The organism is Pseudobdellovibrionaceae bacterium (genome assembly GCA_020635075.1).
Lineage (GTDB): Bacteria > Bdellovibrionota > Bdellovibrionia > Bdellovibrionales > UBA1609 > JADZEO01.
Genome location: JACKAM010000002.1, coordinates 739,820 through 752,761, shown reverse-complemented (window position 1 = coordinate 752,761; position 12,942 = coordinate 739,820). Strand labels below are relative to the sequence as shown.

Annotated in this window: 12 protein-coding genes; 5 read left to right on the top strand and 7 right to left on the bottom strand. The window is 50.2% G+C overall.

Annotation, left to right across the window (positions count from 1 at the left end):
• Positions 1–110 precede the first annotated feature (110 nt).
• Positions 111–1,010 carry a hypothetical protein gene (locus H6624_13255; protein ID MCB9085310.1) on the top strand — a complete coding sequence of 300 codons (900 nt, stop codon included), beginning with the start codon at positions 111–113 and terminating at the stop codon, positions 1,008–1,010.
• A 62-nt stretch (positions 1,011–1,072) separates the two neighbouring features.
• On the opposite strand, the gene H6624_13250 is transcribed toward H6624_13255, so the two are convergent.
• From H6624_13250 to H6624_13220, 7 genes are all read right to left on the bottom strand, one after another.
• Entirely contained in the window at positions 1,073–1,585 is a 513-nt protein-coding gene (locus tag H6624_13250; GenBank protein MCB9085309.1) for a peptidylprolyl isomerase, read from the bottom strand.
• 311 nt (positions 1,586–1,896) lie between these two features.
• Positions 1,897–4,377, bottom strand: a complete 2,481-nt coding sequence (locus H6624_13245) for a glutamine-synthetase adenylyltransferase (protein ID MCB9085308.1) — start codon at positions 4,375–4,377, stop codon at positions 1,897–1,899.
• A complete protein-coding gene (gene tolB, locus H6624_13240) occupies positions 4,374–5,756 on the bottom strand; it encodes a Tol-Pal system beta propeller repeat protein TolB (GenBank protein ID MCB9085307.1) in 1,383 nt (460 codons plus the stop codon). Before tolB ends, H6624_13245 begins: the two co-directional genes overlap by 4 nt.
• 29 nt (positions 5,757–5,785) lie before the next feature.
• Complete coding sequence (locus H6624_13235; GenBank protein ID MCB9085306.1) at positions 5,786–6,535, bottom strand: TonB family protein; 750 nt, start codon at positions 6,533–6,535, stop codon at positions 5,786–5,788.
• A 2-nt stretch (positions 6,536–6,537) separates the two neighbouring features.
• Positions 6,538–6,954: a protein TolR gene (tolR, locus tag H6624_13230; protein ID MCB9085305.1), complete on the bottom strand. Its 417-nt coding sequence runs from the start codon at positions 6,952–6,954 to the stop codon at positions 6,538–6,540.
• Between the two features lie 5 nt (positions 6,955–6,959).
• Positions 6,960–7,697, bottom strand: a complete 738-nt coding sequence (gene tolQ / locus H6624_13225) for a protein TolQ (GenBank protein ID MCB9085304.1) — start codon at positions 7,695–7,697, stop codon at positions 6,960–6,962.
• Between the two features lie 57 nt (positions 7,698–7,754).
• Complete coding sequence (locus tag H6624_13220) at positions 7,755–8,666, bottom strand: hypothetical protein (protein MCB9085303.1); 912 nt, start codon at positions 8,664–8,666, stop codon at positions 7,755–7,757.
• A gap of 187 nt (positions 8,667–8,853) precedes the next feature.
• Between H6624_13220 and H6624_13215 the strand changes: the two genes are divergently transcribed.
• The 4 genes from H6624_13215 to sufD are packed head-to-tail and all read left to right on the top strand — an operon-like array spanning position 8,854 to position 12,942.
• Positions 8,854–9,333, top strand: coding sequence for an Rrf2 family transcriptional regulator (locus tag H6624_13215; protein MCB9085302.1), 480 nt, complete (start codon positions 8,854–8,856; stop codon positions 9,331–9,333).
• 22 nt (positions 9,334–9,355) lie between these two features.
• Positions 9,356–10,792, top strand: coding sequence for a Fe-S cluster assembly protein SufB (gene sufB, locus H6624_13210; GenBank protein ID MCB9085301.1), 1,437 nt, complete (start codon positions 9,356–9,358; stop codon positions 10,790–10,792).
• A gap of 9 nt (positions 10,793–10,801) precedes the next feature.
• Entirely contained in the window at positions 10,802–11,563 is a 762-nt protein-coding gene (gene sufC, locus H6624_13205) for a Fe-S cluster assembly ATPase SufC (protein MCB9085300.1), read from the top strand.
• A gap of 11 nt (positions 11,564–11,574) precedes the next feature.
• The gene (sufD, locus tag H6624_13200) at positions 11,575–12,942 is read left to right on the top strand and encodes a Fe-S cluster assembly protein SufD (protein MCB9085299.1); all 1,368 of its coding nucleotides are present in this window, start codon (positions 11,575–11,577) and stop codon (positions 12,940–12,942) included.

The following is a 12,942-nucleotide window of genomic DNA, read 5'->3' as shown; positions in this document are numbered from 1 at the left end:
TTAGCGACCGAACATTGAGATCGAGGTAGACCGTCCCTTTCTTAAGATTGAGGGACCTTAATTGGCAGATTGAAGATTTTTTAAACATGTAGCAGTGAGGATTCTCTAATATGAAAAGCAAGCTCTTGTTGGCAGTCGTCGCCGCCTTTATGGCTGTACCGGCGCAAGCTAAATTTAAAGGGAAAGAGGAAGCAGCGAAGGACCGTGCCCGTACGGAAAAGCCCCTTGCCGAGCGTTTTCGGGAAAAGGCTCCAGAAACGGCTCCTGGTAGCAAGGCAGGCAAAGTCCTAAAAGGGAATGGCGTTAAATTTGAGCCCCTGGCAGCCGAAGTAAAAGGTATCTATAAGGCTGAGGGAATGGATCTTGAGATTCCTCTAAATATGCAGACAAACCAGGGCCTCCGCCTGTCCGTTAACCGCGCCATCGTTGAAGATGCGGTGGCTGAGGCGACGAAGGCAAAAAAGCCCCAGTCAGAAATTGCGCAAACGCGAGAGACCTATTCGGGCCGAACCGTTACCGCCATGTTTCGTGAAGTCAAACAAGCTCGTGAGTCTCTAGAATTGGCCCGCCAGTTGGGTGCAAAAGATGGCGTGGACGGAGAGTTATTGACTAAGGCTGAGGAAATGTACCGAGAAGGAGCAAAGCTCTTTAACATCGCCATGAGCCGATACAATGAGGTCGCTTCTGATGCAAAGACTCGCGACCCGCTGAAGGATCCTTCTGTGGCCCCTCTTTTGAGTCAGCTGGCTCGCATGATGAGCTTTGGTAGTGCTCGTTTGCGCGAAGTTCTTGAGGAGTCTTTGCGCGAAGGTGATGTGGCCGCTCTCAGTGGATTCACTGTGCGGGCCCGCGAATTTGGTGAGGCTGCAAGCCGCTCTTCTGTAGACAATCCGATGCAAGAGGCATTTATCAACATCCTGCGCCAGCAGGGGTTGGAATTCGCTGACCGCAACGAGATGCTTAAGGAAGCAAATCGCATGGTCAAAAACCAGGGCGAATTCTGTCGCTAATCCGTCTGTCGTCTTGAAAATTTAGAGAGCCTCAAAAAGCCACTCCTGTCAGAGTGGCTTTTTTAATCGCGAACGATGACCACTCTCTTGAGGACGACGGGGTCAATTGGTTTGTCAAATGGATCTCGCCGGACTCCCGAAATTGCCTTAACGACATCCATGCCTTCAATGACCTCGCCAAACACAGTATTGCCCCTTCTTGCCATAATATTGCGGGGGCTATTGAAATCGAGATCGGGGATTGCCCTTAGGGTGATAAAAAACTGGCTGCCATTGGTATTGGGACCCGAGTTCGCCATCGAAACAATTCCTGGCCGATCATGCTTAAGAAAGGGATTGAATTCATCTTCAGTGCTGTAGCCGGGGCCACCACGACCGTTACCCAAAGGATCTCCGGTCTGAACAATATAGTTCGGGATGACACGATGAAAGGTTAGGTCATCATAAAAAGGACGGGTCACCATTTTCTTGGTCTTTAAATCGCGAAACTGTCTTGTGCCTTCTGCCAGACCAATGAAATTTCGAACCGTCTTCGGAGTCTTTTTGTGGTAAAGGCGGATTTTAATATTTCCCATGCTGGTTTCAAGCACGGCAACAATGCGTCTCCATCTGCGGGGGCGCCGTATCTGCTGGGAATCACCCTTGCCATCGGCCTCTTCCTCATCACCATCTAGCCCATCATCAGAGGACCCATGAGGGACAACAGGGGTCTTTTCCTCAGTTGTCGTCGGACGGAGTGTTTTTTTGCCAGCTGCTGCTGGGTTATCGCCACCCTTATCTTCCGCAAATACGGAAGCTGAGAAAAAAAGAAGTAAAAAACAGATGCCGGACAGAGATCTTAAAGTGAATGACTTCATGGAAACCTTCCTTGCGTCCACGACTCAGGCTAGCTTGAGGCTCTCACAGGGTCAAGATCTTTAAGGATTTCAGCACTTTGCCTCATTAGCTGGGCCAGACGCTTCGCCAACTGTATGGGTTTAGCGGAGAGGAGCTGGGCCAGCCTCTCGCCTTCTTGACTTGAGTAGAGGATTTCGCTTCCGGAATGATTGGAGGCGAGTTGTAACATCTGCTCGGCTCCACGAAGGTCCATGTAGTTGTGGTAAAGCAGGTCATAGGACTGGGCGTTTTCTGGCTGAGTTGCTGAGACGGACTTGATCATTTGCTCAAGCGAAGGACCACCGCCCAGGATTTTATGGTAGAGAATAATGGTCTGCAGGCCGAGTTCGATATCAACCAGGCCACCGAGTTGATATTTTAGGTCCACATGCTCTTCCAGATTGGACGGCAGAGGGCGAATCAGTTTGCGGCGAATATCTGCGAGTTCCGCCAAGTCCTCTTCCGAAAGCCCTCGATTCACCACGACATCGCCTATATTGAATGGCAGCTGAGATAGTGGTCTCGCACGCAAATAAGCTTGTCTTTCCCATCCCAGAGCTCGTTGGGTGAGAAATTCCCGAAGGCCATCAAGGCTGACAATCAGGGGGCCGGCGGCTCCGGAGGGGCGCAATCTCAGGTCGATATTATAAATGCGCCCCCCCTTGTGAACATCAGTCAGGCGATGGATAAATCTTTTCGCCAGGCGATGGTCATCTGCAGTGGGAGGGCCATGAGAGACGAAAACCAAATCCAAATCACTGCGGAAGCCCAACTCATGACCACCCCATTTTCCCATAGCGATAATTTGTAGTGACTGATCAAGGGGGCGACCATCTAAAATATTCAAGAGTTCGGAAGTTAGGTGGTCGGCACAGTTGCTCAAATTTTGACTGAGTTTTGTGGCATTTTTGTCATAGAGAAATTGATTGGCCGAGATGATCTCGGTCAATAGACGGTACTCAGCCATTTGCTCAAGACAAGTCTCCAGGTCTGACGAAAAGCTTTCGTGAAATTTAAAAACAAAGCTATCAATAAGCTCAGGACGAGAGGCGAGGATCGACCCCAAATAAGGAGAAGAGGAAAAAAGCCGAGCCAGATCCCGAACAATGCGTGGTTCTCGGGCGAAAAGGCTGAAAAAGGTAGCCTTGGCGCGAATCGATTGAGTGAATTTGGCCAGAAGGGAAATGCCCAGGCTCTTATCCAGTCCGGACTTGCTTGTTTCGGTGATGAAATCAAATAGAAACTGCCGGCGGGCCTTCTCGTCTTTCTCTCGGCGGGCGGACTTGGCTGTTTGAGACATGAGCTCCGGCCAAATCTGGGAAGTCGTTTCCTCGGAAAACCCCAAGTCGCTGAGCCAGGCCTGTTGGCCCTCTAGGGTACTTGGCAGAGTGTCTTCATGCGATGTGGCCGGGCCAAGAAGAGAGCTAACAATGTGATCCACGCGTTGACTTAAGTGCTCAACGGTCAACTTGTCGCAAATGCGGTGGCCCCGAGGCAGGGAGTCGAAGCTCAAAACGTGAGTCTGCCGATCTTCAGCAAGTTGAACCAGGTGCTCCAGGTGACGAAACAACCAGTAGGTTGTCTCTAGGAGGCTGACCTCCTCATCCGGCAATATCCCCCGATCTTGAAGTAAGAGCAGTGCTTTTTGCGTCGAATGGGTTCGCAATTGTCGATCCTTCCCACCATGGAGAACCTGCAGGGCATGGACGAAAAGTTCCACATCGCGAATCCCACCAACCCCAGCTTTGAGGTGAAACTCGTGCTGAGTATCGAGTTGATAGTGTTGATGGATTCTTGAGCGTAGCTGCTTGAGATCATCCAACAAGGTGTAGTCGAGAAATCGACGGTAGGTGAATTTTGTCAAAACCTCACTTACAGCTGTTTGCAAAGGTCCGGGTCCAAATAGGCAGCGGCCGCGTACAAGAGCAAGGCGCTCCCAAGTCTCTCCTTGTGACCAGTAGTAATCCTCCAGCTGGGGAAGAGTGGAGATGAGAGGGCCAAAGCGGCCACCGGGACGTAAATCAAAATCCAAACGTAACACGATGCCGAGGTCCGTCGCATCGGCTAAAAGAGCACGAAATCTCTTTATTGCACGATCAATCTCGGTATTGATACCCACTTCGGATACGACGATCAAATCAACATCTGAACTCAGGTTCAACTCTTGGGAGCCAAGCTTTCCCACGGATAATAGGCAAACGGGTAGCGCACTTAGACCACAGTGCTCCCAACCGAGCCGGAGAAGCTCTTCCGCCTCTCGGCTCCACTCATAGCAAATGTCAGATGTTGTCGAGCGATCAAAAAAGGTGGCCATGGCAGCGCGCAGCCATGCCTGATGGCGCATTTGCCGCAGTACAAATGAATACTCAGCAGAGTTTGATTCGCGATCTGACCATTCCTTGTAGCGTTTTACGGCCGGGAGCAAACGGCAGGCTTCCGCCCACTCTTCTGGGGAATAGGAGCTAAGATCAGGCAGGGATTTGTTTATCATTCATCTAAATAGCCCGACCATTTGGGCTTGAAATAGGCCTTGCTATCGACCGTGACCCGCCGTTCATTAGAGCCATCGGGGCTGACCATATAGAGCTGATTTTTTCCGGTTCGGTTGGAAACATACATGACGTGTCGGCCATCAGGAGAAAAGGTCGGATCCTCGTTGTCCGCCCACTTTCCGCTGGATTTTTTTGCCGAGGTCAACCGGGTGAGCTGCTTGGAGGCGACATCAAGTACAAAGATATCGAAGTGGCTTTTGTCATAGCCTGCAAAGGCCAATTTTTTTCCGTCGGGAGACCAGTTGGGACTCGCATTGTAGCGACCGGCAAACGTGACCCTCTGGATGTCTCCGCCCTGGGCATTCATAATGTAAATCATTGGTTGCCCACTGCGGTCCGAGGAAAATGCAATCCTTTTCCCATCCGGTGAAGGCGCGGGCTCTACATTCATCGCCCGATTTGGGCCCTTGGTAATACGGCGGAGATCTTTTCCGTCAAGACTCATGTTAAAAACATCTGGACTCCCACCCTGAGAAATGGTGAGCAATATGGAGTTGCCGTCGGGCATGAACGCGGCACCGGAATTAATTCCCTTACGATAAGAAATAAGCCAGCGCTTGCCGTTGGTTAGGTCGTACAAGAACATATCCGCATTTCGCGTCTTTGCCTTGGCGTGAAAAGCAAAGGCGGTGTAGGCCACCTTTTTTCCATCGGGCGAAAAGGCCGGAGAAATCGCCACTGACTTGTGGTTGGAAATCTTTTTAACGTTCGCCCCATCCCAATCCATTATGTAGATTTCCTTAAAGGACTGGTTCCGTTCCGTGGCGGCGACGACCACTTTGGAGTTAAACATGCCTTTTTTCCCTGTGAGGGCTTGGAGAGCATCATTGCAAAAGGTGTGGGCAATCTTGCGCGCAGAACTCAGGGGGCCCTCATAGGTTTTTCCGAGAACCAGTTTTGCCTGAGGAACATGATAAAGGTAGGTTTCTAGGCTAATCTTGTCGCCAACGACTTTGTAGCCCGCTCGGACGAGAAACTCAGTTCCAATTGATCGCCAGTTTTGAAAGTTAAATCCTTTAGGGTCTCCAGGGGCGGGTTTGAGTCCAACCTTACTGGTGTCTTCCAAAAAGGCATCTTGCCGAATAAAGGTAAAATAAGATGAAACCAGGAGGTCGTTGTAGGCAACGTTAAAGAGCTCTTGTCCAATTGCCAGATTTTTCTTGTCATCCTTTGCGGAGCCAAAATACTGAAAGGCCGGTAGAGCAATTAGGCTTCGTTTGATTGTTGCCGATCCCACATCAATATAAATGTTGCTGGATTGGGCCTGGGCATGATGAGTGCCAACAAAAAAAAGAATTGCCATCACAAAGGGAATCATTCGTAAGATCAACATCAGCTACCTCGACCTCAGTCTGGGAAATTGAAGACTAAGCCTTTCAAAGCTACCACATTTTTGAGTTTACCGGGAGGCGGCGGAAAGGGTGACGCGTTGTCTATGGCTTCAAGAACCTTATTATCAAAGGTGGGGTCGCCCGAGGGCTGGGTCAATTCGCGACTGATGACAAAACCCCGCTCATCCACCTTCACCAGGGCCTTGGCATGGAAGTTGGATTCCGCCAACCACTGAGGAAGGACAAAGTGCTGCTGGACATGCCCCTTGAGAGTGGAAAAGTATTGGCTATGATCTATCTTGTCTAGACCGGTGAGACTATCTCCGGCATTAAGGACGTTTCCTTTGTATTCCTTAACGGGCTCCACTTTTGCCTTGTCCTTGAGAGAGGACTCGATTTTTTCAATCGACTGAAGGGCCTTTAAACGCTCCAGTGCCTTGTCCTGATTGCTTTTCGCCTTGTTCAGGTCGACCTTTGGATCCTTTTTTGCTTTGGGTGGAGGCTCTTTCGGTGTGACTTTCGGTGTCGGGGCCGGAGCTGGGGGTTGCTTTTGGACCACTTCCTTCGGCTTTGGCGGTTCAGCTTTATCGGGAAGACCAATGAGGTCCACCCTTATCGCGTCGCGAATCTGCAGATCTTCGGAGGGGAAGAAAACGGTCTTAATGGTAAAAACAAGAACAACAGTACAGTGAAATATAACCGACAGGCCAACGTATCTTGAAAAGGGGTCACGGTGCTGGTTTCGCACGAGAGTTCCCACTGCCATGACTAGCGCACCTTTGGTGTGGTAATCAGTCCAATGCTGTAAATTCCGGCGGCGCGAATCTCTCCCATTGCTTCTGCAACATAACCATAATCCACTTGTCTATCCGCTTGGATGTAGACTTGCTTATTTTTCCTCGTCTCCATGATGGCAATGAGTTTTTTGCCAAGGGTGTCCATGGTGACAGCGGCCTCTCCAATATAGAGTTTTCGGTTTTTGCGAATGACAAGAGTCATGGGCTCGTCGGTTGTCTCCACTCCGCTGGATGCGGTTTCTGGAAGTTCCACATCCAGTCCCTGATTCATCATGGGTGCCGTGACCATAAAAATGACCAACAGAACAAGCATCACATCGACTAGAGGCGTGACGTTAATTTCACTGAGAACAGCCCGGCTTCCTCTTGGTGAAGAAGACATACCCATCGAGCCTACCCCTGAAAAAAGTTGCGTTTGGCGATGTTAAGGAAATCCGCCGCGAAGCTGTTGAGTTCGATTTCCATTTTTCGGATGCGGGAGACATAATGGTTGTATGCAACGGTGGCGGGAATCGCTGCCGCCAAGCCGACTGAAGTCGCGATTAAGGCCTCTGAGATGCCGGGTGCCACAACGGCGAGGCTGGCCACCTTGGTCGCACCGATTTTTTGAAAGGCCCCCATAATTCCCCAGACAGTGCCAAAAAGACCAATAAAGGGACCGGTACTTCCAGTTGTCGCCAAAAGACTTAAGCGAGACTCCATTTGTGCCAACTCCTCGTCGGTGGCCTTACGAAGGGCGCGGTCCAGGTTGTCAATGCCAGTGAGCAAGGGAGTCGCTTCCGAATCCTTTCTTCCAGAAACCAAATTCGAATCGGCAATTTTGCGTAATTCCAAATATCCGGCTTTAAACAGTCGGGCCAAATTACTTTGTGGGTGGTCCTTAAGGGAATCAAATATGTCGTCGAGGCTGCTGGCCTTCCAAAACAAATCTGAAAAGGGTGCATTGGCAGTAGCAAGGCCATCTAGTTGCTTTCGCTTGGCAAAAATAACAGCCCAGCAGGCAACGGACATCCCGACGAGAATCAAAAGTGTGATTTGAACAATGGGGCTCGCGGACCATATTGCGTCCCATGCGTTCATGTTCACACCAACGGAGACACCTTCTTTGGCGGCGGCAAATGCTTGACTCATAGCCATATAGGCTAGCGGCAATAGGTCAATCGGGCAACTCACAATCCCGGTGGCGCGCTATGGCGCCGGGGAGCGAAATTGCTCCACAGCCCAGCTGGGGCGATTCGTCAAAACTCCATCAATGTAGGAGAGAATCCATTTGGGTATTGTAGGTGTGGAATCGTCTATGATGAGGAGGAGCCTCTTTTTTTGCCGTTTGATTTCAGAAACAATAGGCTGAGAGAGGATGACGGTCCCATTACGAGTGAGTTCGCTAATCACTACATCTGTAGGTAGGCTTGCCAGGGTCTCGATACGAAGTCGCCCCATCATCACAGCGCGATCAAGACTGGGACGGTCAATCGCATAGATCCACATTGGCTCAATCTTCTTCAGCTCGCGAACGAACTTTGAGAAGGGGCTGCGAATGACGACTCGCGGACCCAAATCCAGGGAGTTAATCTGGGTGGCCACCTCTTCAGCAAAGTCTGCCTTGGGATCAAAAAATGTCAGCACGAATCGTGTTTTGGGTAGGAGCTGAGCGGCTTGCTCCAGATTTACAAGCCGCAGGCCTTTGCCCCGAAAAGGAAAATTGTCGGTGGGGCCTGGGTACTGAAATCCCGCATCCAGCTGGGAAAGCTGGTCCCAGGTTAAGACTTCTGGAAATCCACTCCCATCGGTCACTGACTCCAATTGATAGGTGGGAAAAACAAACCAAACTCCATCCTGGCTTCTGTGCAGAGGGAGTTCGATGAGCATGTCCTTGTCGAGTTCCGCGGCGGCCAGCAAGGCCTCTTTGGTATAGGGTGGAAACCTCTGGGCGTCTCCTCCAAGGGCAACGATCCAAAAGGCCGGATCTTGAACGAGGGGATGGTCAAAGGCCTGGAATTGACGCTGAAACCCAACCTGGCGCAATCCAAAGAGGACTAAAACCAGCACAAATAAGACGCCGACGCCCATCAGGACTAAACGTGAAAATGCAGAAATCATGGAGCTAACCTAGTGAAATGACTGGCATTTGTCACCCCAAAAAAGAGATGCTATTATTAAGTAAATACGCCAAAAACAAACGTATATCCCGTTGATTTTCAATGGGATTTCGATTAGCTTTCAGGAACTTGATTTGATAATACAGCCTAAATTTGCAGTATTCGAGGCGGCGTATTGAGAGGGTGGTATGAATCGCTTAAATCGCAAGGTTGAGTATGCACTAATGGCCTTACGCTATATGTGTTCAAAAGTCCCGGGTGAGCTGACGACGGCCAAAGAGGTTGTCGACCAAACGGGCTGTCCCTTTGATGCCACAGCACGAGTGATGCAGTTAATGGCACAAAAGGGGATTTTGAAATCAGAACAAGGATCTCATGGTGGTTATGCAATCGTTCGCGATCTTTCGAAGACCTCATTTTACGACCTCATTGAAATGATCCTAGGCCCTCTGGGCATTGTAAAGTGCGTACATGCCGTCAATATGTGTGAGCTCGAAGGCACCTGCAATATCCGTTCGCCGCTGGCGGAGCTTAATGCCCGCCTGATTGAGTTCTATAAGAATTTAACTGTATATGAAATTCTCAAATTAAAGGACAGGCCGGCGCCGCAATCTCGTGAGGTTTTGGTGCCAGGCATCGGGGTGGAGTCGGCGACGAGAGGTCAGTGACCCGGGTCGCAGGAGACTGGACGTGAATGATCAAAGTGATGTTTTAGATAGGGAATATAAATACGGTTTCGTCACGGAGTTGGAAACCGATAGGGTTGCCAAAGGTCTCAACGAAGAAACCATCAGGACAATTTCAACTAAAAAGGAAGAGCCAGAATGGTTGCTGGAATATCGGCTTAAGGCCTTCCGTCACTGGCTAACGATGCCGGAGCCCCATTGGGGGCATTTCAAATACCAGCCCATTGACTATCAGGATGTGTGTTACTATTCGGCCCCCAAGCCTAAGAAAGACAAACCCCAAAGTTTGGATGAATTGGACCCCGAATTATTAAAGACCTTTGAGCGTCTGGGCATTCCATTACAGGAGCAAAAAAGAATTTCCGGCGTTGCGGTTGATGCTGTATTTGATTCGGTTTCCGTGGGCACCACTCATAAAGAGTTATTGGCCAAGCATGGGGTTGTTTTTTGTTCCATTTCGGAGGCAGTGCACACCCATGGGGAGCTCATCAAGAAGTATCTTGGCAGCGTGGTCCCCCACACGGATAACTTCTTTGCGGCACTCAATGCGGCTGTCTTTACTGATGGGTCCTTTTGTTACATTCCCAAGGGTGTTAAATGCCCGATTGATTTATCGACCTATTTTCGCATCAACGCAGAGGATACGGGACAGTTCGAGCGCACTTTGATCGTCGCCGAAGGAGGTAGCTTTGTGAACTACCTGGAGGGCTGCACGGCACCCATGCGTGACAGTAACCAACTGCACGCTGCCGTTGTCGAGTTGGTTGCTCTGGAGGAGGCGGAAATCAAGTACTCGACGGTGCAAAACTGGTACACGGGTGACAAAGAGGGCAAGGGCGGCATCTATAATTTTGTTACCAAACGTGGAAAGTGTATCGGTCGCAATTCCAAGATTAGCTGGACGCAGGTGGAAGCAGGTTCCGCCATCACCTGGAAGTACCCGAGCGTGATCCTTCAGGGAGACAATTCTGTGGGTGCCTTTTATTCGGTCGCCCTGACTCATGACTATATGACAGCCGACACCGGAACAAAAATGATCCATGTTGGCAAAAACACCAAGAGCACCATCGTTTCCAAGGGCATTTCAACCGACAGATCTTCCAACAGCTACCGGGGGCTGGTCAAGGTGCTGCCCTCAGCGACTGGAGCGAGAAACTACTCCCAATGCGACTCCATGCTGGTCGGTGACCAGTGCTCGGCAAATACCTTTCCTTATTTGGAAGTGAAAAATAAAACTGCGGTCGTCGAACATGAAGCCTCTACTTCAAGGATTTCGGAGGATCAGTTGTTCTACCTTCGTTCCCGTGGAATGGACCTAGAGGCTTCGATATCGTTATTGGTGAATGGATTTTGCAAAGATGTATTTAAACAGTTGCCACTGGAGTTTTCAGTGGAGGCGGTTAAGTTGATTGAAATGAAGCTAGAAAACAGTGTTGGCTAGGAGAGATGGGTGCTTAAGGTCAAAGATCTACATGTAAATATTGACGGCAAAGAGGTCCTCAAGGGTCTCAACCTGGAAATCAACCCAGGTGAGGTTCATGCTATTATGGGACCCAACGGCTCTGGAAAAAGTACCTTGTCTAAGGTGATCGCCGGCCATCCTTCGTATGAGGTGACCAAAGGGTCTGTTGAATACGAGATAAATATGAAATGGCGAAATCTTCTTGAACTTGAGCCCGACGAGAGGGCCCGGGAAGGATTGTTTCTGGCCTTTCAGTACCCCGTGGAAGTCCATGGAGTCTCCAATATGGTATTTTTGCGGACGGCATTTAATGCTGTTTGCAAACACCAGGGGGTGAAAGAGCTGGATGAGGCGGAGTTCGAGAAGTTTGTGGCGGAAAAGGCCAAGCTTGTGGACATGAATCCCGATTTCCTCTCTCGTTCAGTCAACGAAGGCTTCTCTGGTGGCGAAAAAAAGCGCAACGAGATTCTTCAAATGGCGGTTCTTTCACCTCGCCTCGCTCTTTTGGACGAAACCGATTCGGGCCTGGATATTGATTCTTTGAAAATTGTCGCCAATGGCGTGAACAAACTCAAAAAGAAGTCCAACGCAATTTTAATGATTACTCACTATCAAAGACTTTTAGATTATATTGTCCCCGACTTTGTTCATGTCCTGATGGACGGAAAGATTGTCCACTCGGGAGGCAAGGATTTGGCCCTAGAGCTAGAGAAGCGTGGTTACGATTGGCTGGCTGAGGCTCAGGCTTAGGAGAATTGGATTTGCAGACGTCATTTGATGCCATACTTAGATTTAAAAAAACCTATGAAGTTCTGAAGCAGGACCAGAGGCTGATTGGTACGAGCGACCTGTCGGGTCTTCGGGAAAGCGCCATGACCAGGCTAGAGGGCAGGGGTTTTCCTGGTCGAAAAACTGAAGAGTGGCGCTACACCAACACAGCACCCCTGCTCCAAGAGCATTACGTGACTCCAAAAAAAGAACGGTCATTTGATTTGTCTGATTCGGCACTGGCCGAAATGACAGCGACATTTGATTCTTCGTCCTATCGGGTGGTGCTGGTTAATGGTCATTTTGTCGGTGGCCTCTCTCGGCTCCCGGAGCAATCCGGAGTGAGTTGTTTCTCTTTAGCCGCCCTTGTTTCGGGCCAGGGACCGATGGAAATCAAAAGCCGCCTAGAAATGATTTGGGAAGCTGAAGAAGGCACAGGAGGACAGGCCTTCACCTGGTTGAATTCGGCCCTGTGTTTGGACGGCTGCGTATTGGTGGTCGACCCTCAGACTTCGGTTGATAAGCCCATTGAGGTGATTCATGTACAGTCCGGTGAGGGCGACCATTGGCAAAGTTCCATGTGCAGAAACTTCTTTTTCATTGGTGCAGGATCGAAAGCGACCATCACCGAAGGATTTATTGGTAGCCCGGAGACGAGGTCATTGACCAATACGGTGACAAGCCTACGAGTGGGCGAGGGCGCGAAAGTATATCACTTCAAAGTGCAACTGGAAAATCCGAAGTCCTATCACCTCAGCTTTGTTCGCGCCTCCTTGGCGGAGTCAGCCGACGTGCGGTTTTTGCAGGTGGCAAGCGGTGCGCGCATTTCCCGTCAGGAGCTGTGTTGCGACATTGTTGGTCCACAGGCCTTTGTTCGCGCCGACGCGATCTACCTGGTGGAAGGACAGGAGCACGTTGATTTGCGAACTGAAATCAACCATCGCTTTGAGGGTGGCTCCAGTCATCAGCTCTTCAAAGGGATTGCGAGCGACAAGGCGCGGGCTGTATTTAATGGTAAAATTTTGATCTCCGAAGGGGCACAAAAGGTCGACTCAAGTCAGCTCAACAAGACGCTGTTGTTGAGCAATACGGCAGAGGTCGATGCCAAGCCGGAGCTGGAAATCTACGCGGACGATGTCAAGGCGACCCACGGAGCGACTGTTGGTCAGTTGGACGAGGAACAGGTCTTTTATTTTGTGTCGCGAGGAATCCCTCCAAGTCAGGCGGAAACGCTCCTGGCTCAGGGATTCACAGGAGAGGTGTTGGACCACTATCGTGATTGTGGAGCCATAGTTTCAAAGTTAGATCTCCACATTAGTAGTTGGGTGGATCGCAATCGAACGTCTGGGGCGAGGGGCTAA

Coding starts and splice junctions, on each gene's coding strand:
- tolB (MCB9085307.1), bottom strand. CDS start 5,756: ATGATTCCCTTTGTGATGGCAATTCTTTTTTTTGTTGGCACTCATCAT.
- tolQ (MCB9085304.1), bottom strand. CDS start 7,697: ATGAGTCAAGCATTTGCCGCCGCCAAAGAAGGTGTCTCCGTTGGTGTG.
- H6624_13255 (MCB9085310.1), top strand. CDS start 111: ATGAAAAGCAAGCTCTTGTTGGCAGTCGTCGCCGCCTTTATGGCTGTA.
- H6624_13215 (MCB9085302.1), top strand. CDS start 8,854: ATGAATCGCTTAAATCGCAAGGTTGAGTATGCACTAATGGCCTTACGC.
- H6624_13235 (MCB9085306.1), bottom strand. CDS start 6,535: ATGGCAGTGGGAACTCTCGTGCGAAACCAGCACCGTGACCCCTTTTCA.
- H6624_13245 (MCB9085308.1), bottom strand. CDS start 4,377: ATGATAAACAAATCCCTGCCTGATCTTAGCTCCTATTCCCCAGAAGAG.
- H6624_13250 (MCB9085309.1), bottom strand. CDS start 1,585: ATGGGAAATATTAAAATCCGCCTTTACCACAAAAAGACTCCGAAGACG.
- H6624_13220 (MCB9085303.1), bottom strand. CDS start 8,666: ATGATTTCTGCATTTTCACGTTTAGTCCTGATGGGCGTCGGCGTCTTA.
- tolR (MCB9085305.1), bottom strand. CDS start 6,954: ATGGGTATGTCTTCTTCACCAAGAGGAAGCCGGGCTGTTCTCAGTGAA.